The organism is Bradyrhizobium sp. CB3481, from assembly GCF_029714305.1.
In the GTDB taxonomy this organism is placed as follows: domain Bacteria; phylum Pseudomonadota; class Alphaproteobacteria; order Rhizobiales; family Xanthobacteraceae; genus Bradyrhizobium.
The window spans coordinates 1,268,312-1,292,828 of record NZ_CP121647.1 but is presented as its reverse complement, the minus strand read 5'-3'; the positions used below and the strand labels follow the sequence as shown (position 1 = coordinate 1,292,828).

22 protein-coding genes and 1 pseudogene are annotated in these 24,517 nt (G+C 64.3%); 13 read left to right on the top strand and 10 right to left on the bottom strand.

All coding sequences use genetic code 11. The features are described 5' to 3' along the window. Window positions 1-15 precede the first annotated feature (15 nt). Entirely contained in the window at window positions 16-870 is an 855-nt protein-coding gene (locus QA643_RS06170; protein ID WP_283032309.1) for a TIGR01459 family HAD-type hydrolase, read from the top strand. 151 nt (window positions 871-1,021) lie between these two features. Here QA643_RS06170 and QA643_RS06165 read toward each other — a convergent pair whose 3' ends face one another. Further along, entirely contained in the window at window positions 1,022-1,417 is a 396-nt protein-coding gene (locus tag QA643_RS06165) for a response regulator (protein ID WP_283032308.1), read from the bottom strand. 220 nt (window positions 1,418-1,637) lie between these two features. Between QA643_RS06165 and QA643_RS06160 the strand changes: the two genes are divergently transcribed. The 5 genes and pseudogenes from QA643_RS06160 to QA643_RS06140 all read left to right on the top strand — a co-directional run bounded on the left by QA643_RS06160 (window position 1,638) and on the right by QA643_RS06140 (window position 8,177). Further along, a complete protein-coding gene (locus QA643_RS06160) occupies window positions 1,638-2,606 on the top strand; it encodes a bifunctional riboflavin kinase/FAD synthetase (protein WP_283032307.1) in 969 nt (322 codons plus the stop codon). Continuing rightward, the gene (locus QA643_RS06155; protein WP_283034725.1) at window positions 2,603-3,157 is read left to right on the top strand and encodes a sugar O-acetyltransferase; all 555 of its coding nucleotides are present in this window, start codon (window positions 2,603-2,605) and stop codon (window positions 3,155-3,157) included. Before QA643_RS06160 ends, QA643_RS06155 begins: the two co-directional genes overlap by 4 nt. A gap of 193 nt (window positions 3,158-3,350) precedes the next feature. After that, window positions 3,351-6,335: pseudogene (gene ileS, locus QA643_RS06150) on the top strand (isoleucine--tRNA ligase); the annotation flags it as partial. Between the two features lie 519 nt (window positions 6,336-6,854). Then, entirely contained in the window at window positions 6,855-7,373 is a 519-nt protein-coding gene (lspA, locus tag QA643_RS06145; protein WP_283032306.1) for a signal peptidase II, read from the top strand. A 90-nt stretch (window positions 7,374-7,463) separates the two neighbouring features. Then, window positions 7,464-8,177: a hypothetical protein gene (locus QA643_RS06140; protein ID WP_283032305.1), complete on the top strand. Its 714-nt coding sequence runs from the start codon at window positions 7,464-7,466 to the stop codon at window positions 8,175-8,177. A gap of 17 nt (window positions 8,178-8,194) precedes the next feature. On the opposite strand, the gene QA643_RS06135 is transcribed toward QA643_RS06140, so the two are convergent. Then, complete coding sequence (locus QA643_RS06135) at window positions 8,195-8,359, bottom strand: hypothetical protein (protein ID WP_283032304.1); 165 nt, start codon at window positions 8,357-8,359, stop codon at window positions 8,195-8,197. A gap of 1 nt (window position 8,360) precedes the next feature. Here QA643_RS06135 and QA643_RS06130 point away from each other — a divergent pair, with 1 nt between their 5' ends. The 3 genes from QA643_RS06130 to arfB all read left to right on the top strand — a co-directional run bounded on the left by QA643_RS06130 (window position 8,361) and on the right by arfB (window position 11,673). Continuing rightward, on the top strand, window positions 8,361-9,749 hold the full coding sequence (locus tag QA643_RS06130) for a pitrilysin family protein (RefSeq protein ID WP_283034724.1): 1,389 nt from the start codon (window positions 8,361-8,363) through the stop codon (window positions 9,747-9,749). A 62-nt stretch (window positions 9,750-9,811) separates the two neighbouring features. Continuing rightward, window positions 9,812-11,116, top strand: coding sequence for a pitrilysin family protein (locus QA643_RS06125; protein ID WP_283034723.1), 1,305 nt, complete (start codon window positions 9,812-9,814; stop codon window positions 11,114-11,116). A gap of 140 nt (window positions 11,117-11,256) precedes the next feature. Continuing rightward, window positions 11,257-11,673: an alternative ribosome rescue aminoacyl-tRNA hydrolase ArfB gene (gene arfB / locus QA643_RS06120; protein WP_283032303.1), complete on the top strand. Its 417-nt coding sequence runs from the start codon at window positions 11,257-11,259 to the stop codon at window positions 11,671-11,673. Between the two features lie 18 nt (window positions 11,674-11,691). Here arfB and QA643_RS06115 read toward each other — a convergent pair whose 3' ends face one another. From QA643_RS06115 to QA643_RS06105, 3 genes are all read right to left on the bottom strand, one after another. Then, window positions 11,692-12,225 carry an RNA polymerase sigma factor gene (locus QA643_RS06115; protein ID WP_283032302.1) on the bottom strand — a complete coding sequence of 178 codons (534 nt, stop codon included), beginning with the start codon at window positions 12,223-12,225 and terminating at the stop codon, window positions 11,692-11,694. Further along, window positions 12,222-12,428, bottom strand: coding sequence for a DUF2892 domain-containing protein (locus tag QA643_RS06110; RefSeq protein ID WP_283032301.1), 207 nt, complete (start codon window positions 12,426-12,428; stop codon window positions 12,222-12,224). The genes QA643_RS06115 and QA643_RS06110 overlap by 4 nt, the downstream gene beginning before the upstream one ends. 180 nt (window positions 12,429-12,608) lie before the next feature. Further along, window positions 12,609-12,905, bottom strand: coding sequence for a hypothetical protein (locus QA643_RS06105; RefSeq protein WP_283032300.1), 297 nt, complete (start codon window positions 12,903-12,905; stop codon window positions 12,609-12,611). A 308-nt stretch (window positions 12,906-13,213) separates the two neighbouring features. Between QA643_RS06105 and mutL the strand changes: the two genes are divergently transcribed. Next, on the top strand, window positions 13,214-15,025 hold the full coding sequence (gene mutL, locus QA643_RS06100) for a DNA mismatch repair endonuclease MutL (RefSeq protein ID WP_283032299.1): 1,812 nt from the start codon (window positions 13,214-13,216) through the stop codon (window positions 15,023-15,025). Window positions 15,026-15,157: 132 nt separating this feature from the next. Here mutL and rsmD read toward each other — a convergent pair whose 3' ends face one another. Both rsmD and QA643_RS06090 read right to left on the bottom strand, forming a co-directional pair. Further along, window positions 15,158-15,727, bottom strand: coding sequence for a 16S rRNA (guanine(966)-N(2))-methyltransferase RsmD (gene rsmD, locus QA643_RS06095; RefSeq protein ID WP_283032298.1), 570 nt, complete (start codon window positions 15,725-15,727; stop codon window positions 15,158-15,160). A gap of 7 nt (window positions 15,728-15,734) precedes the next feature. Continuing rightward, window positions 15,735-17,834: a pseudouridine synthase gene (locus tag QA643_RS06090; protein WP_283032297.1), complete on the bottom strand. Its 2,100-nt coding sequence runs from the start codon at window positions 17,832-17,834 to the stop codon at window positions 15,735-15,737. 165 nt (window positions 17,835-17,999) lie between these two features. Here QA643_RS06090 and QA643_RS06085 point away from each other — a divergent pair, with 165 nt between their 5' ends. Next, window positions 18,000-18,446, top strand: coding sequence for a nucleoside deaminase (locus QA643_RS06085; protein ID WP_283032296.1), 447 nt, complete (start codon window positions 18,000-18,002; stop codon window positions 18,444-18,446). A 215-nt stretch (window positions 18,447-18,661) separates the two neighbouring features. On the opposite strand, the gene QA643_RS06080 is transcribed toward QA643_RS06085, so the two are convergent. Beyond that, the gene (locus tag QA643_RS06080) at window positions 18,662-18,832 is read right to left on the bottom strand and encodes a DUF2934 domain-containing protein (RefSeq protein WP_283032295.1); all 171 of its coding nucleotides are present in this window, start codon (window positions 18,830-18,832) and stop codon (window positions 18,662-18,664) included. A 277-nt stretch (window positions 18,833-19,109) separates the two neighbouring features. Here QA643_RS06080 and QA643_RS06075 point away from each other — a divergent pair, with 277 nt between their 5' ends. Continuing rightward, entirely contained in the window at window positions 19,110-19,682 is a 573-nt protein-coding gene (locus QA643_RS06075; protein WP_283032294.1) for a hypothetical protein, read from the top strand. A gap of 931 nt (window positions 19,683-20,613) precedes the next feature. On the opposite strand, the gene QA643_RS06070 is transcribed toward QA643_RS06075, so the two are convergent. After that, a complete protein-coding gene (locus tag QA643_RS06070; RefSeq protein ID WP_283032293.1) occupies window positions 20,614-21,519 on the bottom strand; it encodes an alpha/beta hydrolase in 906 nt (301 codons plus the stop codon). A gap of 247 nt (window positions 21,520-21,766) precedes the next feature. On the opposite strand from QA643_RS06070, the gene QA643_RS06065 reads away from it, so the two are divergent. Next, window positions 21,767-22,999 carry an acyl-CoA dehydrogenase family protein gene (locus QA643_RS06065; RefSeq protein ID WP_283032292.1) on the top strand — a complete coding sequence of 411 codons (1,233 nt, stop codon included), beginning with the start codon at window positions 21,767-21,769 and terminating at the stop codon, window positions 22,997-22,999. A gap of 126 nt (window positions 23,000-23,125) precedes the next feature. Here QA643_RS06065 and purD read toward each other — a convergent pair whose 3' ends face one another. Further along, window positions 23,126-24,403, bottom strand: a complete 1,278-nt coding sequence (gene purD, locus QA643_RS06060; RefSeq protein WP_283032291.1) for a phosphoribosylamine--glycine ligase — start codon at window positions 24,401-24,403, stop codon at window positions 23,126-23,128. Window positions 24,404-24,517 lie beyond the last annotated feature (114 nt).

The following is a 24,517-nucleotide window of genomic DNA, read 5'->3' as shown; positions in this document are numbered from 1 at the left end:
CGGGTTCCGGAAATCATGACCTCCTTGCGGTTCGTTGAGCGGCTGCGCGACCTCGTTGATGGCGTCGAGGTCGTCCTCTCCGACATCTGGGGCGTGGTGCATAACGGGCTGGAATCCTTTCCCGAAGCCTGCGAGGCGCTGCACACCTGCCGCCAGCGCGGCGCGACCGTCATCCTGATCACCAACGCGCCGCGGCCGGCCGATTCCGTGCAGCGCCAGTTGCGCAAGCTCGGCGTCGCCGATGAAACCTACGACGCCATCGTCAGTTCAGGCGACCTGACGCGGAATTTCGTCGCCGACCACCCCGGCAAGAAGATGTTCTGGATCGGTCCCGAGCGCGACTCCTCGATCCACCGCGGCCTCGACGCCGTGATGGCGCCGCTGGAACAAGCCGACTACATCGTCTGCACCGGGCTGTTCGACGACGAAACCGAATCGGCCGAAGACTATCGCGCCATGATGCTGCAGGCGCGCGAGCACAAGCTGCCGCTGATCTGCGCCAACCCCGATATCGTCGTCGAGCGCGGCGACCGGCTGATCTATTGCGCGGGCGCGATCGCCGAGCTCTATCGCGAGCTCGGCGGCGAGGCGATCTTCTACGGCAAGCCGCACCGGCCGATCTATGAACGCGCCATGGCGCTTGCCGCCGAACGCCGCGGCCGGCCCACCGCGCTCGACCGCGTGCTGGCGATCGGCGATTCGGTGCGGACCGATCTCACCGGCGCACACGGCTTCGGGATCGATTGCCTCTTCCTGACCCGCGGCATCCATTCCGAGGAATTCGAGGGCATCGAACAGCTCGACCCGGCCTCGGTGAAGGAGCTGTTCGGTCATCCGCCCCGCGCGCTGATGCGCGAGCTGCGGTGGTAGGTGCATCGCTGCACCGGACTCAAAATTGCGAAAACAACCCCATGCACAGTAGGAATAGGCCTTGCGTCATTTCGAAACGCAAGACCTTGTATGGCCTGGACTGTCAGAGCCCGGCTTGCCCAAAATTGGAGCCAGTCGAAAACGAGACGCCTTACGCCGTTGCCATATCCGGGAAGACCGCTTCGATCTTGGTCTTCAGCGTCGCCGCGTTGAACGGCTTGACGATGTAGTTGTTCACGCCGGCCTTCTTGGCGGCGATCACGTTCTCGGTCTTGGATTCAGCGGTGATCATGATGAAGGGCGTGGTGGCCAGGTTGGGGTCGGCGCGGACTTCCTTGAGCAGGTCGTAGCCGGTCATCGGCTCCATGTTCCAGTCCGAGATCACGAGCCCGTATTTCTTGCTGCGCATCTTGTCGAGCGCGGCCGAGCCGTCGCTGGCGTCATCGATGTTGTCGAAGCCGAGCTGCTTCAAAAGATTTCGGATGATGCGGATCATGGTGCTGTAATCATCAACCACCAGAACCGGCATGGACAAATCAACCGCCATCTTTTCCCCCACTCAACGCTGACGCCACAAACTATCGGCAGGCCCTGCGCGACCCGCAGTCCTCCCTCCAACCTCTAGCATCAGCCATTAAACAGCCCGTAAACGGCCCGAGACGGATTGCATTCGTTTTACGGCCACCCCTCCCCGCTTGACTTCGATGGGGGCGCCGCGCCACGGTCCGGCCGCGTTCACCCAGCTGAAAGCCTTAAGAATCCCTGAAATGACCGGTTTCACCGTTATCCGAGACACCACCCCCGCCGCCGAGATCCCCCGCGGGGCGGTGGTGGCCATGGGCAATTTCGACGGCGTCCATCTCGGCCACCGGGCCGTGATCGATGCCGCCCTGCGAATGGGCCGCGCCCACGGCAAGCCGGCATTCGCCCTCACCTTCGAGCCGCATCCGCGCACCTTTTTCAGCCCGAACAGTCCCCAGTTCCGCCTCTCCGACGAGGCCAACAAGCTGCGGCTACTCGCCGGTACCGGGCTTGCCGGCGCTGTTGTGATGACCTTCGACAAGTCCCGGGCCGGAACCTCGGCGCAAGATTTCATTCACCATGATCTGATCGGACGGCTCGGCGTCAGCGGCATTGCCGTTGGCTACGACTTTCACTTCGGCAAGGGCCGCGCCGGCTCGCCGAGCCTTCTGGTCAGCGAGGGGCCGCGGCTCGGCATCGAGATCGACGTCCAGGCCCATGTCGATATCGAGGAACGGCCGGTGTCTTCCAGCGCGATCCGGATGGCGCTGGCGGAGGGCCAGATCGACGAAGCCGCCGCCATGCTGGGCGGGCCATGGTTCGTCAGCGGCGAGGTGATCCACGGCGAGAAGCGCGGCCGCAATCTCGGCTATCCCACCGCCAATATCCGCCTCGACAAGAATTGCAGCCTCAAGCACGGCATCTATGCGGTGCGGGTCGGGCGTGGGGCGGAACGGTTCGATGGGGTCGCGAGCTTCGGCCGCCGTCCGACCTTCGACAATGGCGCGCCGCTGCTCGAAGTGTTCCTGTTCGACTTCAAGGGCGACCTCTATGGCAGCGTGCTCGACGTCGCCTTTATCGCTTTCATCCGCGACGAACTTAAGTTTGACTCAATCGACGCGCTCATCAGGCAGATGGACGACGACAGCGCCAAGGCGCGCGAGCGGCTGGCCGCCGCGCCCGACGCGTTTCCGAAACTTGGAGTGGTCGGCTGAGTAAGACTGAAAAGCAAAAAATGCTGGCGGGCGAACTCTATCGCCCCGGCGATGGCGAACTGCAGGCGGATGCCGCCGCCAACAAGGCGTGGCTGGCGCGCTATAACGCGGCGCTCGCGGCGCCCGTGGCCGAGCGTCACGCCCTGCTGTCGGCCCATTTCGGCCATGTCGGCCGGGCCGCCGTGATCCGTCCGCCGTTCTTTTGCGATTACGGCTACAATATCCGCCTCGGCGACGAGGTGTTTCTCAACTTCAACTGCGTCATCCTCGACGTGGTGGAAGTCGTGATCGGCGACCGCACCCAAATCGGACCGGCAACCCAGATCTACGCCGCCGACCACCCGCGCGATGCCGACATCAGGCGAACCGGCCTTGAATTCGGCCGCCCGGTGCGGATCGGCAGCGATGTCTGGATCGGCGGCGCCGCCATCATCCTGCCCGGCGTCACGATCGGCGACGGCGCCGTAATCGGCGCCGGCAGCGTGGTGACGCGGGACGTCGCCCCCGGCGTCACGGTTGCGGGAAATCCGGCCCGGCCGCGTCGGGCCTGATTCCGCGCCTCCCCGCAGCCTTTGCGATTTTCGCGGCCCCCTGCTATGGAATGCCGCATGTTTGCGCGGCGCACCATCAGCATTAGGGGCCCGGCTTCCGCCTGAGCGTCCGCTCGGCGCAAGACCGGGATTCGCCTTTCAGCCGCTCCTTCCCCGCGTTTCCGCGCCGTCTTCGAGCCAAACCAGAGCATTCATGTCCCAACAGCCGCAAAAGTCCGACGTCACAGACTATTCGAAAACCCTATTCCTGCCGCAGACGGAATTCCCGATGCGCGCCGGCCTGCCGCAGCGCGAGCCGGAGATCCTCAAATACTGGAACGAGATCGACCTCTACGGAAAGCTGCGCGACGACGGGCGCGGCCGCGCCAAGTTCGTGCTGCATGACGGACCGCCCTACGCCAACGGCAACATCCATATCGGCCACGCCCTGAACAAGATCCTCAAGGACGTGGTGACCAAGAGCCAGCAGATGCTCGGCTTCGATTCCAACTATGTGCCGGGCTGGGACTGTCACGGCCTGCCGATCGAATGGAAGATCGAGGAAGAAAACTACCGCTCCAAGGGCAAGCCGAAGCCTGATTTCCGCGACTCCACCGCGATGGTGGAATTCCGGAAAGAGTGCCGCGCCTATGCGACGCACTGGCTCAACGTGCAGCGCGAGGAATTCAAGCGGCTCGGCATCATCGGCGACTGGGATCACCCCTACGCCACCATGAGCTATCCGGCCGAAGCGCAGATCGCGCGCGAACTGATGAAGTTCGCCGCCAACGGCACGCTCTACCGCGGCTCCAAGCCTGTCATGTGGAGCGTGGTTGAGAAGACCGCGCTGGCGGAAGCCGAGGTCGAATACGAGGATTACACCTCCGACATGGTGTGGGTGAAGTTTCCGGTCACTTCGCCGGCGCATGGCGTGCTCGCCGAGGCGTCGGTCGTGATCTGGACCACGACGCCATGGACGCTGCCCGGCAACCGCGCCATCTCGTTCTCGCCGAAGATCGCCTACGGCCTCTACAAGGTCACCGACGCGCCGGCTGATAATTGGGCAAAGACCGGCGATCTGCTGATCCTCGCCGACGCGCTTGCGGGCGAAGTGCTCAAGCAGGCGCGCGTCACCGCCTATGAGAAGGTGCGCGACCTGCCGAGCGATACGCTCGACGCAGTGGAATGTGCCCATCCGTTGCGAGGCTTCAGCGGCGGATATGAGTTCACCGTGCCGCTGTTACCCGGTGACCACGTCACCGACGACACCGGCACCGGCTTCGTCCATACTGCACCCGGTCACGGCCGCGAAGACTTCGATGCCTGGATCGCGAACGTGCGCGAGCTGGAGGCCCGCGGCATCCACCCCGTGATCCCCTACACTGTCGACGAGAACGGCGCCTACACCGACCATGCGCCCGGCTTCACCGGCAAACGCGTGATCAACGACAAGGGCGAAAAGGGCGACGCCAACGACGCCGTGATCAAGGCGCTGGTCGAGGCCGGCAAGCTTCTGGCGCGGGGTCGGCTCAAGCACCAATATCCGCATTCCTGGCGTTCCAAGAAGCCGGTGATCTTCCGCAACACGCCGCAATGGTTCATCGCGATGGACAAGGACATTGCGGTCGACGGCAAAACCAAGCCCGGCGACACGCTGCGCGCCCGCGCGCTGCATGCGATCTCGGTGACGCAATGGGTGCCGCCGTCCGGGCAGAACCGCATCAACGGCATGATCGCCGGCCGCCCGGACTGGGTGATCTCGCGCCAGCGCGCCTGGGGCGTGCCGATCGCCGTGTTCGTCCGCGAGAACGGCGATGGCTCGGCCGAGATCCTGCAGGACGAAATCGTCAACCAGCGCATCGTCGAAGCCTTCATGGAGGAAGGCGCGGACGCCTGGTACATGGACGGCGCGCGCGAACGTTTCCTCGGGGATCGCGCCGGCGAAGACTGGAAGAAGATCGACGACATCCTCGACGTCTGGTTCGATTCCGGCTCGACGCACGCCTTCGTGCTGGAAGACCGCCAGAACTTTCCCAATCTCGGTAACATCGTCCGCAAAGTCGATGGCGGCGAGGATACCGTGATGTATCTCGAAGGCAGCGACCAGCATCGCGGCTGGTTTCACTCCTCGCTCTTGGAAAGCGCCGGCACCCGCGGCCGCGCGCCATATGACGTCGTGCTGACCCACGGCTTCACGCTGGACGAGAACGGCCGCAAGATGTCGAAGTCGCTCGGCAACACCGTCGAGCCGCAGAAGGTGATGAAGGATTCCGGCGCGGATATTCTCCGCCTCTGGGTCTGCGCCACTGACTACGCTGACGACCAGCGCATCGGGCCCGAGATCCTCAAGAACACCATCGAGACCTACCGCAAGCTGCGCAACTCGATCCGCTGGATGCTCGGCACGCTGCATCACTTCGATCCCGCCGACGCGATCGCCCATGGCGACATGCCCGAGCTGGAGCAGCTGATGCTGCACGAGCTGGCGAAACGCGCCACGATCGTGCGCAATGCCTATGCCGAGTTCGACTACAAGACGGTGGTCGCAACGCTCGCCGCCTTCATGAACACCGAATTGTCGGCGTTCTATTTCGATATCCGCAAGGACACGCTCTACTGCGATCCGCCGTCGTCGACGACGCGCAAGGCAGCGTTGACCGCAATCGACATCATCTGCGATGCAATCCTGCGCTGGCTGGCGCCGGTGCTGAGCTTCACGACCGAAGAGGCGTGGCGGATGTACAAGCCGAATGCGGAAGCCTCGGTGCATCTGACGCTGTTCCCGGAAGGCTTCGACCAGTTCCGCGACGACGACCTCGCCGCCAAGTGGGAGACCATCCGCGACGTCCGCCGTGTCGTCACCGGTGCGCTCGAGCTCGAGCGCGCGGCCAAGAACATCGGCTCCTCGCTGGAGGCCTCGCCGCTGGTCTATGTGTCGGACAAGAACATCTTCGACACGCTGTTCGATGTCGACATGGCGGAAGTCTGCATCACCTCGAATGCGATGGTGACCAATGATGACGCACCAGCGACCGCATTCACTCTCGCCGATGTGCCTGACGTTGCCGTCGTCGTTGAAAAGGCCGTGGGCACCAAATGCGCGCGGTCGTGGAAGATTCTCCCCACGGTCGGCGAAGACGCCGAATATCCCGATGTCTCACCGCGCGACGCGCAGGCATTGCGGGAATGGAAGGCGCTTGCCGCAGGCGAGCAGCCGGCCGGTGCCATCGAACAAATGGCCAAGCCCATTGCATTGGTCGAGACGACGGCCGTCGAACAGGTGCAGCAGCCTGAGGAAGCGCCGGAGCCAGCCGGTCCGGAAAGCGTGACACCTGCCAAGCCGGAGAAGAAGGCCAGGGCCAAGAAGACTTCGGCAAGCGTGGCGGCCGAGGAGCCGAGCAAACCGAAGGCCAAGAAGGTCGCAGCGGCCAGGAAGGCTATCGAAGCCGACAAGGCCGAAGACGCCAGGAAACCCAAAGCTACGAAGGCCAGCACGAAGAAGGCGAAGGCACAGAAAGCCAAGGCGAAGAAGCCGGTAGCGAAGAAAGCCAAGGCCAAGAAAGCAGCGAAATCCAAAAAGGCTTCTTCGGTAGCAAAGGGGACCAAGAAGGCGGCGGCAAAGACCGCGGCCAAAAAGGCAAAGAAGAAAACGGCCAAGAAAGCAGCAAAGAAGCTGCCAGCGACCAAGGCCAAGAAGAAGAAAAAGAAGGCCAGATAAGTGTCTGGCCTCGAGCACGCGCGCACGCCTCACCTCCGCGCCGGCGCCATTGCGGCGGTGGCGACGCTGGTGGTCGACCAGGCCTCGAAGCTATGGCTACTCTACGCGTTCGACATCGCCAAGCGCGGCGCGGTGAAGGTCACACCGTTCTTCGACCTCGTGCTGGCCTGGAATGTCGGGATCAGCTTTGGCTGGTTCCAGAGCGACAATCAGCTCGCCCAGCTCGCGCTGATGGCGATCAAGGCAATCGCCGTGATCGTGCTGGGGATCTGGATGGCGCGCTCCAGCACGCTGCTGGCGACGCTGGCGCTGGGCCTGATCATCGGCGGTGCGGTGGGCAATGGCATCGATCGCTTCCTGCATGGTGCGGTGGTCGATTTCGCCCTGTTCCATATTGAGATCGGGGGAAAAACCTTCAATTGGTACGTGTTTAACCTCGCAGACGTGGCCATTGTTGCCGGGGTAGCGGGCCTATTGTATGACTCGTTCCTGGGGGTACCCGCCGCAAAAGCGCCCTGATCCCGGCCGAAAGGACCCTTAGGGTATGACGCCAGTACGGCCCTCAGGCCAGCCCCCTATGTTGCAGAAATTGTGAATGGGAACAGCGCGATGCGCGAGACCGAAGCCCGCTTCTGGATGATTCAGATCCCCTCGTTGAGCCGAGCGCTGCGCTTGGCCGCCATTGCCCTCGGCATCGGCTTGGTGATGGCAGCTGGTCCGGTACGCGCCGACGACGACGAAGACGAGGACGACAAGACCTTCGAGGAAAAGATCATCGAAGGCATCATGCGCGGCATCGGCGGCACCAACATGGAAAACCGCGGCATCGAATACCGCGAACGCTCCCCGCTGGTGGTTCCCCCGAAGCTGGATTTGCCGCCGCCGTCCACGACCGCGGCCGAAAGCAAGGCGCCGAACTGGCCAAAGGATCACGACGAGCAGCGCCGCAAGGCTGCGGCCGCCGCGCGAAAGAAGGAAAACAAGGACCCGCGCGAAGCGTCTCGCATCCTGACGCCGGCCGAGCTCGCGGTAGGCAAGACCGCTGCGCCCTCGCGCACCAACAATGATCCATTGACGCCGGGCACCACGAACCCCAATCCGATCCTGAGCCCGTCGCAGCTCGGCTATAGCGGCGGCTTCGGCGGCCTGTTCGGCGGCAACAAGACCGAGACGGCGCCGTTCAAGGGCGAGCCGACGCGCGAGTCGCTGACCCAGCCGCCGCCCGGCTATCAGACGCCGTCGTCGAACTTCGCCTACGGCACCGGACCGAAGGAATCGCTGAACAAGGAATACAATCCGGCCGCCGGCAAGTATGGCGAATAGTTAAGTATGGCGAATAGTTAAGCCGATCTCTCGCCTTCGTGACGATTGCCGGTAGCGGTGCGGTGTACGATGCCGCGGCTTGATCCCGAGCGGTTTTGCCGGGTTGTTGCTTCTAACATTTGGGCGGATTCCTGCCGCAGGACTGGTAACCAGTTTTGCGGAACAAGCGCCAGATAGGTCATGATGTCCTCACACCGTTTTGCTGTTTCTCTCGTTGCCGCTTTCATCTCGACGTTCGCTTTCTCCGCCGGCGGCGCATTGGCCCAGACCACGGTCACATCGGAACGACCCGCCAGCTTCACCCTCGACAACGGCCTGCAAGTCGTGGTGATCCCGGATCACCGCACGCCCGTCGTCACGCAGATGATCTGGTACAAGGTCGGCTCCGCCGACGAGACGCCGGGCAAGTCGGGCCTCGCGCATTTTCTCGAACACCTGATGTTCAAGGGCACGGCAAAGCACCCCGCAGGTGAATTTTCCCAGACCGTGCTGCGGATCGGCGGCAACGAGAACGCTTTCACCTCGCTCGACTACACCGGCTATTTCCAGCGCGTGCCGCGCGAACAACTGGCGAAGATGATGGAGTTCGAGGCCGACCGCATGACAGGTCTGATCCTCAAGGATGAGAACGTGCTGCCCGAGCGCGATGTCGTGCTCGAGGAATTCAACATGCGCGTCGCCAATAATCCGGAGGCGCGGCTGAGCGAGCAGATCATGGCCGCGCTCTATCTCAATCATCCCTATGGCCGGCCGGTGATCGGCTGGCGCCAGGAGATCGAGAAACTGGACCGCGAGGATGCGCTGGCGTTCTACAAACGCTTCTACGCGCCGAACAACGCCATCCTGGTGATTGCAGGCGACGTCGAGCCTAAGGAAATCCGCCCGCTGGTGGAAAAGGCCTATGGCGGCATTCCGGCCCAGCCGGCGATATCAGCGCACCGCGTCCGCCCGCAGGAGCCGGTGCCGGCGGCGCCGCGGACGGTGACGCTGGCCGATCCGCGCGTCGAACAGCCCGGCCTGCGGCGCTCTTATCTCGTGCCCTCATCTACGACCGCGGCGGCCGGCGAAGGCCCGGCGCTCGACGTGCTCGCGCAGCTGATGGGCGGCGGCTCCAACTCCTATCTCTATCGCGCGCTGGTGATCGACCGCCAGCTCGCGACCAGCGCCAGCGCCGGCTATCAAGGCACGGCGCTCGATCCCACCCAGTTCTCGATCTCGGTTTCACCGAAGCCCGGCGTCGAATTTTCGCAAATTGAGCAGGTGATCGACGGTGTGATTGCGGAAGTGATCCAGAATCCCGCCCGCGCCGAGGACCTCGAACGGGTCAAGACCCAATTGATCGCGGAAGCGATCTACGCCCAGGACAATCAAGCCACGCTGGCGCGCTGGTATGGCGGTGCGCTGACGACAGGACTCTCGATCGATGACATCAGGAGCTGGCCGGACCGGATTCGCGCCGTCACCGCCGAGCAGGTGCGCGACGCCGCGCAGAAATGGCTCGACAAGAAACGCTCGGTGACCGGTTATCTGATCAAGGATACCGCGCAAAAACGCGAGGAGAAGCGCTCGTGACCCGTTTTTCGTTTGGCGCGCAGCGCCTCGCAACCGGCCTGATCGCCGGCGCCGTGCTGCTGATGCTGGCGGTGAGCCCGTCGCATGCCGCAGCGAAGATCCAGCGGCTGGTCTCCCCCGGCGGCATCGAAGCATGGTTCGTGCAGGACGCCACCGTGCCGCTGATCGCCATGGAATACGCCTTCGCCGGCGGCGCGGCCCAGGACGCGGAGGGCAAGCCCGGCATCGGCAACATGGTCGCCGGCCTGCTCGACGAGGGCTCCGGCGATCTCGACTCCAAGACCTTCCACGAGCGCCTGGAGCGGCGCGCAATCGAGCTCAGCTTTTCCTCGACCCGGGACTATTTCCGTGGCTCGCTGCGCATGCTCAAGGACAACAAGGATGAGGCCTTCGGCCTGCTCCATCTGGCGCTGACCTCGCCGCATTTCGATGCCGCGGACGTCGAGCGCATTCGCGCGCAGGTGCTCTCCGGGCTGCGCCGCGACACCACCAATCCGACCTCGCTGGCGAGCCGCAAATTCCTCGAGGTTGCCTTCGGCGATCATCCCTATGGCCGGCCGGGCAATGGAACGCTCGAGAGCGTGCCGAAGATCGACGTATCGGACATGAAGGACTACGTCCGCCGCGTCATCGCCAAGGATACGCTTCGCATCGCCGTGGTCGGCGACGTCGATGCCGACACGCTCGGCAAGCTCCTGGACAAGACGTTCGGCACCCTTCCGGCCAAGGCCAGCCTGACGCCGGTCGCCGAGGTCGAGGCCACCAAGCCGCCGCAGCGCGCCTTCGTGCCGCTCGACGTGCCGCAGACCGTGGTGACTTTTGGCGGTCCCGGCTTCCGCCGCCATGATCCGGATTTCATGGCCGCCTATGTCGTGAACCACATCCTCGGTGGCGGCGGCCTGTCGTCGCGGCTCTACAAGGAGGTCCGCGAAAAACGCGGCCTTGCCTATTCCGTCTACGAATCGCTCCTGTGGATGGATCGCTCGGCCCTGTTTATCGGCAACACCGGCACCCGTGCCGACCGCGCCGGCGAGACGGTCGATGCGATCGAGAAGGAGATCCGCCGCATCGCCGAGGAAGGCCCGACCCAGAAGGAGCTCGACGAGGCCAAGTCGTATCTGAAGGGCTCGCAGATGCTGGCGCTCGATACCTCCTCGAAACTGGCGCAGGCGTTGCTGCAATACCAGCTCGACAAGCTGCCGATCGACTACATCGAAAAGCGCAATGCCATCGTCGATGCCGTGACGCTCGAGGACGCCAGGAAGGCCGCAAAGAAGCTGTGGGCGCAGGGCCTGCTCACGGTCATCGTCGGCCGCGCCCCGCAGGCCGCCGCCCAGCCCGCCGCGGTAGCGCCAAAGGCGAACTGAGCTTGCGATTTCCCGTCATGGCCACTCGCGGCCTTGACGTGTTTTTCCTGGTGGACACTGATAAGACGTGGATGCTCGGGAATCGGGGGCGAAGACGCGCTTCGCGCTATTGCCCGGGCATGACGACTTTTGGTGCCGCCATGCTGCGGGTTTCCCGCGATCTCACGATCGACGACAACGATATCGAGATCGGCTTTGTCCGCGCCTCCGGGCCGGGCGGGCAGAACGTCAACAAGCTCGCCACCGCAGCCCAGCTCCGCTTCGACACGCGCAAGATCGCGCTGCCGGAGGATGCGGCCGCGCGGCTCATGCGGCTTGCCGGCCAGCGCATGACCAAGGAGGGTGTGATCGTGATCCACGCCCAGCGCTTCCGCACCCAGGAACGCAACCGGGCCGACGCGATCGACCGCCTGCTCGAACTGCTCCGCGAAGCCTTGATACGCCCGACGCCGCGGCGGCCGACCAAGCCGACCTTCGGCTCGAAGCAGCGGCGGCTGGAAGGCAAGAAGCGCCGCAGCGACGTCAAGGCCAAGCGCAACATCCGCTTCGACGATTGAGCTTCTTCTCGCCACATCTCAATCGCGGATGAGATATTCCCGGATCATCAGCCGCGCGCGGTGAATGCGCGCCTTGACGCTTTCGCGCGTCAGGCCGAGCACTGCAGCGATCTCGTCGATCGACAATTCCTCGATGTCGCGCAGCAGGATCACTTCGCGATAGTGATCGGGCAGCGACTGGATGGCGCGCGACAGGTCGATGCGGATGTCCTCCGGCGCGAGCAGCGCCAGCCGCGCCTCCGCCTCCCCGGCCGGCGCTTCCGCTGTGCCCGCCGCCCGGCGCAGCAGACGCAGGCAGGCGCGGCGAGCCACCGCAAACAGCCACGCCGAAAACGACGTGACCGCGCGCAGCGTGCCGACCCGTCGGTACAGCAGCAGCAGCGTTTCCTGCACCGCATCGTCAATGTCGGCGGCGCGGCAATTGCGCGCGGCGTAGCGGCGAACGTCCGGCTGGGCGGCTGCGATCAGCGACACCAGCGCTTCGGTGTCGCCGCGGCGGGCTGCCTCGACCAGCGAGGGATCGCAGCGCCCTGCTCCGGCCAGCGCCGTCATGGCGCGGGCAGCCTGCGGCCGACCATGGCGCACATCGGGCAAAAGCCGAAAGAGCCGGTCAGAATGGCAATCGCCCCGGTGCCGGCGATCAGGTAGCCGGCCATCGTGCCGGGCATGCCGAAAAGCCCGTACGCGATCATCAGAGCGCCCCCGATCGTCCGCATCGCCCGCTCCCAGCCCGGTAAATTCTTGCGATAGAACATAGCAGCTCCTTTTGCTTTCAGCGCGAGAACCTCAGTGCGTTCTCGTCCCATAGAGCCGCGCAGGCAGGCTTTCGGTTCGCGGGTTGGAGCCCAAAGCACAAAAAAACTCCGGCCGCGTCGAGGCGGCCGGAGTTCGCTTGGAGAACGACCCGGCGGAGGAGACCGGTTTCTCCCGGCGTCTTATCGGCTGCTGGCGGGAGGGGTAGCCGCACCGCCCGTGGTCTTGGGCGCGGCGTGCGGCGCGCCGCTGCCGGCTCCGACGGTGCCCTTCATGCCGGTCTTCGCGCCGGCACGTTGGCCGGCAGCGCCGCCGGGCGTATCTTCGTCCATGCTGCCCGACGCTCCACCTTGCATTTGGGTCGTGCCCTTTGCACCGCCGCGGATCTGCGTGTCGGATGAGGCGCCTTGCGCCAATACCGGACCAGCAAGCAGGGCCGACATTGCAACCGCGATCGCCGAGGTTTTCACTAGCTTCATCCATTACTCCCAGGTTTGGTTGGCGAAGAACCGTTCGGTGATTCAGGCGCCGCTCGTGGCCCGAACATGTTCCGTCGCCGGATCGGTCGTGTGGTGAACGGCGCGCGCGCCATGCAAGCCGCGCGATGTGGTGATCGTGCAGGGATTTCAGGGTCATTTTGCGAATCCTTGGCCACATGCGAACCGCATATTCGGCGCCTCAGCGGCGCCTGAAAAGTTCCGTAAAAATATTTTGAACGCATGCATTTGACCGGTGGGTTGCGTAAAATCGCACCCGCCAGCCCTTCGAATCGAGCCCCCAGGAATTCATGCCCGTCCGCCAGCTTCCCGAACAGGTCGTCAACCGCATCGCCGCCGGCGAAGTGGTCGAACGTCCCGCGAGCGTGGTGAAGGAGCTCGTCGAAAACGCCATCGACGCCGGCGCGAGCCGGATCGACATCTTCAGCGATGGCGGCGGCCGGCGTCGGATCGGCATCACCGACGATGGCAGCGGCATGACCCATGGCGACCTCGCGCTTGCCGTCGACCGTCATGCGACCTCCAAGCTCGATGACGAGGATCTCCTGCGCATTCGCACGCTGGGGTTTCGCGGCGAGGCGCTGCCTTCGATCGGCGCGGTGGCCAGGCTCGGCATCACCACGCGCCACGCCAGCGAACCGCATGCCTGGTCGCTCTCGGTCGAAGGCGGGGTGAAATCAGAGATCATGCCGGCGGCGCTGTCGCAGGGCACCCGCGTCGAGGTCAGCGATCTCTTCTTCGCCACACCCGCCCGGCTGAAATTTCTCAAGACCGACCGCACCGAGGCCGAGGCGATCCGCGAAGTGGTGCGGCGCCTCGCCATGGCGCGGCCCGACATCGCCTTCACCCTCGCCGGCGAGGAGCGCGCGCCGGTGACCTGGGCGGCGGCGCTGCCCGGCGCCCCCGGCCGACTGACCCGGCTCGGCGATATCCTGGGCAGCGATTTTCGCGCCTGCGCCATCGACGTGCGCGCCGAGCGCGAGGGCGTCGCGGTCGAAGGCTTTGCTGCCGCGCCGTCGCTGACGCGCGCCAATGCGCTGGGGCAATATCTGTTCGTCAACGGCCGCCCCGTTCGCGACAAGCTGATTCTCGGCGCGGTGCGCGCCGCCTATTCGGATTATCTGCCGCGCGACCGTCATCCCGTGGTGGCGCTGTTTGTGACGCTGCCACCGCAGGAGGTCGACGCCAATGTGCATCCGGCCAAGACCGAGGTGCGCTTCCGCAACGCCGGCCTCGTGCGCGCGCTGATCGTGCATGCATTGAAGGAGGGCCTCGCCCGCGAGGGAAGGCGCACCGCGGCCAATACCGACGGCGCGGCGCTATCGGCGTTCCGTCCCTCCTTTGCGCCGCGCCCGATCAACTGGGACTGGCGCAGCTCGCCGGCCTACCCAGTCAGGCCTGCACCGTCGTTCGAAGGCGCGGCGGCAACGGCGCTCGCTGAAGCCGGACAGGCCGCCTTCGATGTCGGCGCGCCGACCGCCGACGTGCGCTTCGAGGCACAGCCCGCCGCCGACCTGCTCGACCGCCCGCTCGGCGCGGCGCGCACGCAGATTCATGAGACCTATATCGTGTCGCAGACTCGCGACGGCCTCATCGTGGTGGACCAGCACGCCGCGCATGAGCGCATCGTCTACGAGAGGCTCAAGGCGTCGCTGGCGAAGAACGGTGTGCAGCGGCAGATTCTTCTGATCCCGGAAATCGTCGAACTCGACGAAGCCACCGTCGAAAAACTGCTCGATCGCTCCGAAGAGCTGGCTTCCTTCGGCCTCGCCATCGACTCCTTCGGCCCCGGCGCGGTGGCGGTGCGCGAAACCCCGTCGCTGCTCGGCAAGGCCAATGCAGCGGGATTATTGCGCGACCTCGCCGAACACATGGCCGAATGGGATGAGGCGCTGCCGCTGGAGCGCCGCCTGATGCACGTCGCCGCCACCATGGCCTGCCACGGCTCGGTCCGCGCCGGCCGCCGTCTCAAGCCGGAAGAGATGAACGCGCTCTTGCGCGAGATGGAAGACACGCCGAATTCCGGCCAGTGCAACCACGGCCGCCCGACCTATGTCGAACTCAAGCTCGCGGATATAGAGAAGCTGTTTGGGCGGCGTTAGGACGATGTGCCGCCATTTTTTCCGCTGTCATCGCCCGGCTTGACCGGGCGACCCAGTACGCCGCGGCGTTCGAGTGAGTCGCTGGCGTCCCGGCGTACTGGATGCCCCGCCTTCGCGGGGCATGACGAGTCACTATTTGGCAGCGGGCTTGCCAAATCTCAGAAACACGAACTCCGTATCGTCATACGCCCGCCGCTCCAGTTCCTCGAACCCTTCAGGCGCGGCGAACGCTGCAGCCTTCGCCTCCTCCACCACAACCAGCGCCTCGCGCGTCAACCAGCCGCCGTCGCGCAGCGAGGCCAGCGCCTTTTCCGCAAGCCCCTTGCCGTAGGGCGGATCGAGGAACACCAGCGAAAACGGCTCGACCGGATGCGCGGGTCCCAGATTGGTGGCGTCGCGGCGATAGACTTTTGTCACGCCGCCGAGGCCGAGCGACTCGACATTATTCCGCAACAAGGCGCGCGCTTCCGCGCCATTGTCGACGAACAGCGTGAATGCCGCCCCGCGCGACACCGCCTCGATGCCAAGCGCGCCCGTGCCGGCGAACAGGTCGAGCACCCGCGCGCCTTCGATCGGGTCGTCATAGGCGTGGATCAGGATGTTGAACACGGACTCGCGCAGGCGGTCCGCCGTCGGACGGATCGCCTGCGTCGAGGGCGAGGCCAGGTTGCGGCCCTTCAGTCTTCCGCCGACGACGCGCATCGCAGAGCTACTCGTCCCGCGGCTTCAGATCGCGCTTGCCGTGATAGCCGCGCTTCGGGCGGCGCGGCGGGCCGTAGCCGTTGGCTTCGTCCTCGTTGCGCGCCCGCGCCTCCTCGCTGCCGGTCCGCTGCACCAGCACGCGACGGCCCTTGCGATCGGCGATCAGCGCGCTCTTGCCGGCCGGCTTGAACGACTTTTTGCCGCGCGGCGCGTCGTCGTCACCCTCGGATTTGTCGTCCTGCGCCGGACGGTTGAAATCGGCGCCGGCAAGCGCGGCGATCTTCTCGCCGAGCTGCTCGCGCAGCACCCGCGTCTTGACCTCCTCGACCTGCCCTTCCGCAAGCTCACCGAGCTGGAACGGCCCGTAGGAGACACGGATCAGCCGGTTCACCTCGAGGCCGAGATGCGCCATCACGTTGCGCACCTCGCGGTTCTTGCCCTCGCGGATCGCGAACACGACCCAGACATTGGCGCCCTGGTCGCGTTCAAGCTGCGCATCGATCGGGCCGTATTTGACGCCGTCGACCTCGACGCCCTTCTTCAACTCGTCGAGCTGCGCCTGCGTGACCTCGCCATGGGCGCGGACGCGGTAGCGTCGCAGCCAGCCGGTATCCGGCAGTTCGAGCGCCCGGGCGAGCCCACCGTCATTGGTCAAGAGCAACAGCCCTTCCGTGTTGAAATCGAGCCGGCCGACCGAGATCAGTCGCGGCAGGCCTTCGGGCAGATTGTCGAACACCGTCGGCCGCCCCTCGGGATCGTCATGCGTCGTCATCAGCCCGCGCGGCTTGTGATACAGGAACAGCCGCGTGCGCTCGCGCGGCGGCAGCACCTTGCCGTCGACGGCGATCACATCGTTGGCGGTGACGTCGAGCGCCGGCGAATTGATGACACGGCCGTTGACCGTGACGCGGCCCGCCGTGATCAGCTCCTCGGCATCGCGGCGCGAGGCAAGGCCTGCGCGCGCCACCACCTTGGCGATGCGCTCGCCGGCCTTTTTCGGCTTCGGCTCTGCGCGCGGCGCACGCCTGTCGGCATCCGGCGTGCGCTCGCGATAGGCGCCGCGACCGCCAAAGGCGGGACGCTTTGCAAAGATTCGGCTGTCGTTCTCGTTGTCACGGCGCGGACGATCGCCGTAGCGACCCTCGCTGCGCGGATGCTCCTGCCAATCGGTGCGCCCCTCAGGTCGCCCGCGACTTCCATCATGATCACGGCGCTCGCGGGGACGATCGAATTTCGGACGATCCTCGCGCGAACGCGAAAACCGCGGACGCTCCTCGCCCGCCCCATCGTCACGCGCGCGGCCAAAGCGCGGCCGGTCGAAATTGCCTGCACCATCGCGCGCGGGACGGGAATCGCGTCCGCCGCGGTCGTCCCGCTTCTGCCACGGCTTGTCCTCACCGCGCTCGGGCCGGTCGCCATAATCCTTGCGCGGCCCGCGCGAAAACCGCTTCTCGCCGTCGCGCGACGGGCGATCACCATAGGGCCGATCGCCGCGCGGACGGTCGCCGTCTTTCCGGAAACCTTCGCCGCGCGGCGCGTAGGGGCGCTTGTCGCCGAACTTCTTTTCAGAAAACCGCCCGGCCGGGCGTGCGTCGTCGCGATCACGTCGCGGCGGGCGCGCGTCACGATCTCGATCAAAGTTCGGCCGGTCGCTGCGCGGCTTGAACGAACGCTTCTCGCCATCGCGATCCTCACGCGGACGAAAATCCTTGCGCGGGCCACGATCTCCGGAATCGCGCTTGCGATCCCCGGAGTCGCGCTTGCGATCCCCGGAGTCGCGCTTGCGATCCCCGAAGTCGCCGCGGGGGCGGTCGTCCCGGTTGAAGCGCTGCGGCCGATCGCCAAAGTCCCGGCGCGGCGGACGATCATCGCTGTCGCGCTTGCCGGCGTAGGGCTTTTTGCCAAACGGCTTCGCGCCTTCGGACTTGCCGGCATAGGGACGCCGCTCGCTGTCATCGCGGGTGCCAAATCCCCGCTTGGCGAATTTCTTCTCGGGGCCCCTCGCCGCCCCCGAACGGCCCTTGCCACCGCCGGCGCGGCCCTTGCCGCCTCCGGGACGGTCACGCCGGCCGCGGGAATCGTTGTTTTTGTCGTTATCGCGGGGCATGAATGTTCTCTTGGGTCCGAATAAAATGGCCATCAGGCGGATCAGGATGGGCTGTCAAAGCGGTAACGCGCGCGCACTTCGCGCAGGGCGCATTCTCACGCAAAACCGGCATCCACGTTTGCTGAAGGCGGCCCTCATAGCAGGTTTATTCTGATGATACGAGGCATGACTGCCCCTTCTTTCATGGATTTGGCGCTGAAAACCGCCGAAAATGCCGGAAAAGCCGGCGAAGTTCCGATCGGCTGCGTCATCGTCAGGGATTACGAGGTGATCGCCACCGCCGGCAACCGGACCCTGACCGACCGTGACCCGACCGCGCACGCCGAAATCCTGGCGATCCGGCAGGCCGCCGAGGCGATCGGCACCGAACGGCTGGTCGATTGCGACCTCTATGTCACGCTTGAGCCCTGCACCATGTGCGCCGGCGCGATCTCGTTCGCTCGGATCAGGCGGCTCTATTACGGCGCCGCCGATCCCAAGGGCGGCGCGGTGGATTCCGGCGTGCGGTTCTTCGCCCAGCCGACCTGCCACCACGTGCCGGAGGTTTATTCGGCGGTCGGCGAGGTCAAGGCGGCGACGCTGCTGCGGGATTTTTTCAGGGAGCGGCGGTAGGGCATTACGCCTCACACATACCGTTGTCGTCACCCGTGAAGGCGGGTAACCCAGTATCCCAGAGCCCTGATCGCTGGATGAATCTATTTTGGCGACGTCCGCGGACGAACCTCGATCAATGGGGCTGGTACTGCGGCTTTGATCCGCCAGCGCGTCGCATGGACGACGAGATCGTTTGAGTCGTGCGGAGTGACGGCCGCCCGGAAATCGCAGAGTTAGCGAACTTCTTCACCTGAGCTGTTGCCCTCATTGGCTTTGTTGGCACCTTCGTTGAGTTCTCGCGAGGCCTGACGATAAAACTCTTCGTCTCTACCTTTCGGCTCGCCTGCTTGCTGCCACAGCTCGTAAGCTCGCCGTGTAATCCTCATTAGTTGGCCATCATCCATGTTATCTCTCCTTCCGAAGCGCTCGTGAAGAAACGAAAGATGGATACCGCTGTTAGGCGCTCTGCCATAGAGCGTGGCGTTTGGGCGTTGACGCATCCGTACGCCGCTTGCCAGAATACGTTGATCTCACAAAAGGATCGTCAATAAATCGCGAGCCCGCGTCAGGAAAAACCTGTCGGATGGCAACATGCAAATACATCAATTGTGCTTCTTCAGGCGCTCTTACAAAGTCGCCACTTGGCATTCGCGCATAAGCCGACGGACTTTGTGGGCCATTTTGTTCATTTCGCTGTTCCCCGTCTACTGCTTAGCCGGTGAAGGGAAACCCATCAGCATCACCGTGGTGGCCGACCATACGAAGGCCAACGGAGAACCCTGGGACGGCATTCGAGGCCTTGGCGGGGGGCGCGGTCCAACGACCATCCTCAACAAAAATGCGCCGCCGGATCTGGCGGTCTGCGTCGTTCGTTTGGAAACGCCTCCGGAATGCAGCATGCAATATGTGAACTTGAAGCAATATTCGCTTTGCCAGAACAGCTATAATTGCACTTTCAAGCGGGTGAGTATCCCCGATGGACTTTTCGGGCTCATCATTCTGGATTTGGACTTGCGGCGGCATGACCTGGTTGATTTCCTCTTAATGACTGCTGAGAAGGCTCTTACTCCCGACCAGCGAGCCGCTTTGGAAAGTGAGATTCGAAGAAGAGCCGACCAGCTAGCGCCGCCTTTTTCCCAAGGAGAGAAGCAACGCAGGTTGAGGGAGATGCTTGTTGTTCCCATGGGCAGCTGCGCCGAAGCTAAGGGATGCAGGCTCGTCCAATCCGAAATCCGCGTGAACTCGGCCGAGTGATCTTTGCCGGGGGAGCCGCCGTCCCGTCGCCACGTCCGCGTAAAATGTCCTTTCGTGTCTATGGCGCGATGTAATCTGGCCTATGCGCCCAGCACTTCGTCCAATTCGTGCGGGGTGTCCGCCCACGGCTCCGCCGGCGATTTGTCGCACCACCCTTCTGGGCGTCTTCGCCGAGATCACATCGCGTGGCCGCCCCGCGTGAGACGATCAAGAGCCGACACAATCGCGATATCGCTTGGCCGCAGTCTGCGGAGAAGTTGGGGTGAGGAACGGCGCGATTATCCTTAGTACCGCTTTTCTTTTCACATAAGACCTGCTTGCAGCGAGCCGCGACCAGACGCGACCACGGCTGCCGAAAAAGGGGCTAAACGAGGAACCATGGCCGCTCCGGCCGGAAGAGAGGAATCGATCCTCCAAGCTTCTTCACCGCGGGGCGGAGCGTTTCGCAGCATACTTCACTTGCCGGTATCGCAGGCCTTCCTTGGCGATTTCGTCTGAACTCAACTCCCGCTCTGCTTTCACCCGCCGAAGATCGATTTGCGAGCTCAGGCTGCGGCGCACTGCGTCCACTGCTGATTGCCTAGTCGGATGCCCCACGTAGAAAAAGCAGAACTCAAAAAATACACCACCTCTTTGGCGCCGGCCGATGCTTACGACCCACGCCTTTCTCGCGCATTCTTCCATTCGATCGCCCTGTCCCGAGATCACACCAATCGAATCGTTCCGTGTTGTAGCCGACCTTGTCCTCCGCTTGTGTCAGGATATCCCCGACGAGGGGGTGCGCGCCCCTGTAAGGCTTCCAGCAGTGTTGACGGTCGTGATCGACCGAGAGGCCGCGGCGTACTGGATCCCCGCCGGAGCCTGTCATCGGGCGCGCGTTCGCGCGACCCGGTGGCGGGGACGACGGCTGAGTATGCGGCGAGATTTCGTCTCACGTCGCCAGAAAAAACTCCCGCAGCAGCTTCGCCGTCGCCTCCGGATTCTCCTCCGGGAGAAAGTGCCCCGAATCCACCGGCGCACCGCGCACATTCGTCGCCCATTTCTTCCACGTATCGAGCGGCGTTGTTGCGGCGGAGGCGACGCCTACATCACCCCACAGCGCCAGCATCGGCATCGTGATCTTCTTGCCGGCTTCGAAATCGGCCTTATCGATCTCGTAATCGGCATAGGCGCCGGCGCGGTAGTCCTCGCACATCGCGTGGATGCGGGCGGGATCGCGGAACGGCGCGAGATAGTGCTCCAGCGCGCGCGGATCGATGGCGTCAAGCGTCTTCGACTTGGTCTGGCTCGCCATCTTGTAGCGCAGGAAAAATTCACCATTGTTCGCGATCAGTGTTTCCGGCAGCGGATGCGGCTGCGCCAGGAATGCCCAGTGATAGATCTTCAGCGCGGAAAGCCGGTTCAGCTTCTCCCAATAATCATAGGTCGGCGCGATATCGAGCACGGCGAGTTTTGACAGCCGGCCGGGATGATCGAGCGCCAGCCGATAGGACACGCGGCCGCCGCGATCATGCCCGGCAAGCGCGAAATGCACATGGCCGAGCCGCTCCATCGCCTCCACCATCGCTTTCGCCATCGCGCGCTTGGTGTAGGGCGTGTGATTGTCGTCGCTGCGCGGCATGTCCGACCAGCCATAGCCCGGCAGGTCGGCAATGATCAGCGTGAACTGGTCCGCGAGCTGTGGCGCGACCGGGTGCCACATCACATGCGTCGAGGAGAAGCCGTGCAGCAGCAATAGCGGCGGTCCCTTGCCGCCGACGCGCGCGAAGATGCGCCCTGACGAGGTATTGATCCATTCGGACGCATATCCCGGAAACAGATCGGCAAGGTCGGGCATGGTTTCCTCTCTTGTCATCATCCGCCACCGGGTCGGCCAAATGGCCGCCCGATGACAGGCTCCGGCGGATGATGCAGTAAACACCAGCGCTGCAATCAACAGCAGCCGCCGCAGCGTACTGGATACCCCGCCTGCGCGGGGTATGACAGTCTTGCTTGCTTCAAACTTTGTTCGTCGTTGCCGCTAGCAGACCGCAGGTTTATGCCATCCCTCAAGTCCGACCAACAGGAACCAGAGGAAGCCAGCGATGCCGATCGATTTCGAAATCCCCGCCGAAGCCAAGGCGATCCGCGAAAAAGTCCGCAAATGGGTGCATGAGGAATGCATTCCCGCGGAGAAGGAACTCGATAGCAAGCCGCTCGCGGATGTGCTGGGACCGCTGCGGGCCAAGGCGCGGGCACGGGGCCTGTGGTGCCCGTGGGTGCCGAAGGAGTATGGCGGCATGGGCCTTGGCCCGCTCGCCAACGCGCTGGTGCAGATGGAACTCGGCGAGAGCATGCTGGGTGCGCTCTCGATGAATACACAGGGGCCGGACGATGCCTCGATGATGACGATCCTCGCCCACGGCACGGAATATCAGAAGGAGAAGTTCCTAAAGCCCCTGCTCAACGGCGACAAGCGTATCTGCTTCTCGATGACGGAGAAGGCGGCGGGCGCCGACGCCACGGGCATGCAGACCACGGCCGTGAAAGACGGCAATGAGAACTACGTCCTGAACGGCGAGAAGTGGTTCTCCTCCTCCGCCAGCGTCGCCGACATGGCGCTGGTGATGGCCAAGACCGATCCCAACGCGCCGCGCCACAAGCAGTATTCCACCTTCATCGTCGAGCTGCCGAACCCCGGCTACAGGATCAAGCGCAACGTCGCCAACATGGCGATCGAGGGGCCGCATGACGATGTCCTGCACGGCGGCCACTCCGAGATCGAGATCAAGGATCTCGTCGTGCCGGCCGACAATCTGGTCGGCGGCGAAGGCAACGGCTTTGCGATGGGCCAGCACCGCCTCGCCTATGGCCGCCTGCGCCACGGCATGCACAACGTCGCCAAGGCGCAGCGCGCGCTCGACATGGCCGCGGCCCATGTCACCAAGCGTTCGACCTTCGGCCAACTGCTCGCCGACCGCCAGGCGGTGCAGTTCATGCTCGCCGATTGCGCCAGCGAACTCTATATCGGCCGGCTGATGCTGCTGCACATCGCCTACAAGGCGGAAAAGGGCCTCGACATCCGCCAGGAGAACTCGATCGCCAAGATCTTCCACGCCCATATGGTGCACAAGGTGATCGACACTGCGATCCAGCTCCACGGCGCGCTCGGCTTCAGCCAGGATACGCCGCTGGCGAAGTGGTACACCCAGGTGCGCTCGCAGCGGCTGGTCGACGGTCCGGATGAAGTGCACAAGTGGAAGATCGGCAAGAACGTCATCAAGGCGTTCCGCGAACACGGCACGACCGCGAGCGCGGCGGGCGGGGATTTGCTGTAGGTCCACACCCGTCATTTCGGGGCGGCGCACAAGCGCCGAACCCGGAATCTCGATATGAGGCCCGCAGGCGCTAAACAATATCGAGATTCCGGATCGACGCGCATGGCGCGTCGTCCGGAATGACGGTCAACCCTTCTCCGCCTCCACCGCCTGCCAGGCGATGTCACGGCGGCAAAAACCATCGGCCCACTTAATGCGATCGACAGCCTGATAGGCCCGCTCTCTCGCTTCCGTCACAGTCTTGCCCATCGCGCAGACGTTCAGTACGCGGCCGCCATTGGCGACGATGCCGCCGTCCTTCGCCGCCGTGCCGGCATGGAAGATTTCAACGCCCTCAATCTTTCCAGCTTCATCCAGGCCCTCGATCTGCGTGCCCTTGTTGTAGTCGCCGGGATAGCCCTTCGCCGCCATCACCACGGTCAGCGCCGGGTCGGGAAACCAGCGCAGATCAAAGTGCTTCAACTCCCCGTCGCAGGCCGCCAGAAACGCCGGCACGATGTCCGACATCATCCGCAGCATGTGCACCTGGCACTCCGGATCGCCGAAGCGGACGTTGTATTCGAACAGTTTTGGCCCCTGCTCCGTCAGCATCACGCCGGCATAGAGCACGCCCTTGAACGGCGTGCCGCGCTGCTTCATCCCCGCGACCGTCGGCAGGATGATCCGCGACATGATCTGATCGTGAATATCAGGCGTCACGAACGGCGTCGGCGAATAGGCGCCCATACCGCCGGTGTTCGGGCCCTCGTCATGATCGAACACGCGCTTGTGGTCCTGCGCCGTGGCGAGCTGGATCGCCGTCTCGCCGTCGCACAACGCGAAAAAGCTGATCTCGCGGCCGACGAGACATTCCTCGATCACGACCTCGGTGCCCGCCGCGCCGAACTTGCCGTCGAATATCATGGCGATTGCCGCTTCGGCTTCGGCCAGCGTATTCGCCACGACGACGCCCTTGCCCGCGGCCAGGCCGTCCGCCTTGACAACAATCGGCGCGCCCTGCGTGCGCACGTAAGCCAGCGCGCCGGCGGCATTATCGAAGCGCCGGTAGGCTCCCGTCGGAATATTGAACTCGCTGCAGAGATCCTTGGTAAATCCCTTCGAACCCTCGAGCTGCGCCGCCGCCTTGCGAGGCCCGAATGCCTTGATGCCGGCCGCGGCGAGATCATCGACAATGCCCGCCACCAGCGGCGTCTCGGGGCCGACCACGACGAGATCGACGGCGTTGTTCTTGCAGAACTCAATCACCGCAGGATGATCGGCGGCATCGAGCGCGACGCATTCGGCCTCGCGCGCGATGCCGGCATTGCCGGGGGCGCACCACAATTTGGTGAGCAGCGGGGAAGCGGCGATCTTCCATGCGAGAGCGTGTTCGCGGCCGCCGGAACCGAGCAAGAGAATGTTCATGATAGGAGCCAGATGTGGGGTGAGATTCGGCTTCGGTCGCACAAAACGCCCCCTCGCCGCAAGGGGATATCAACAGCCGTCATCCCGGGTTCGATGCTCCGCATCGCCCCGGAA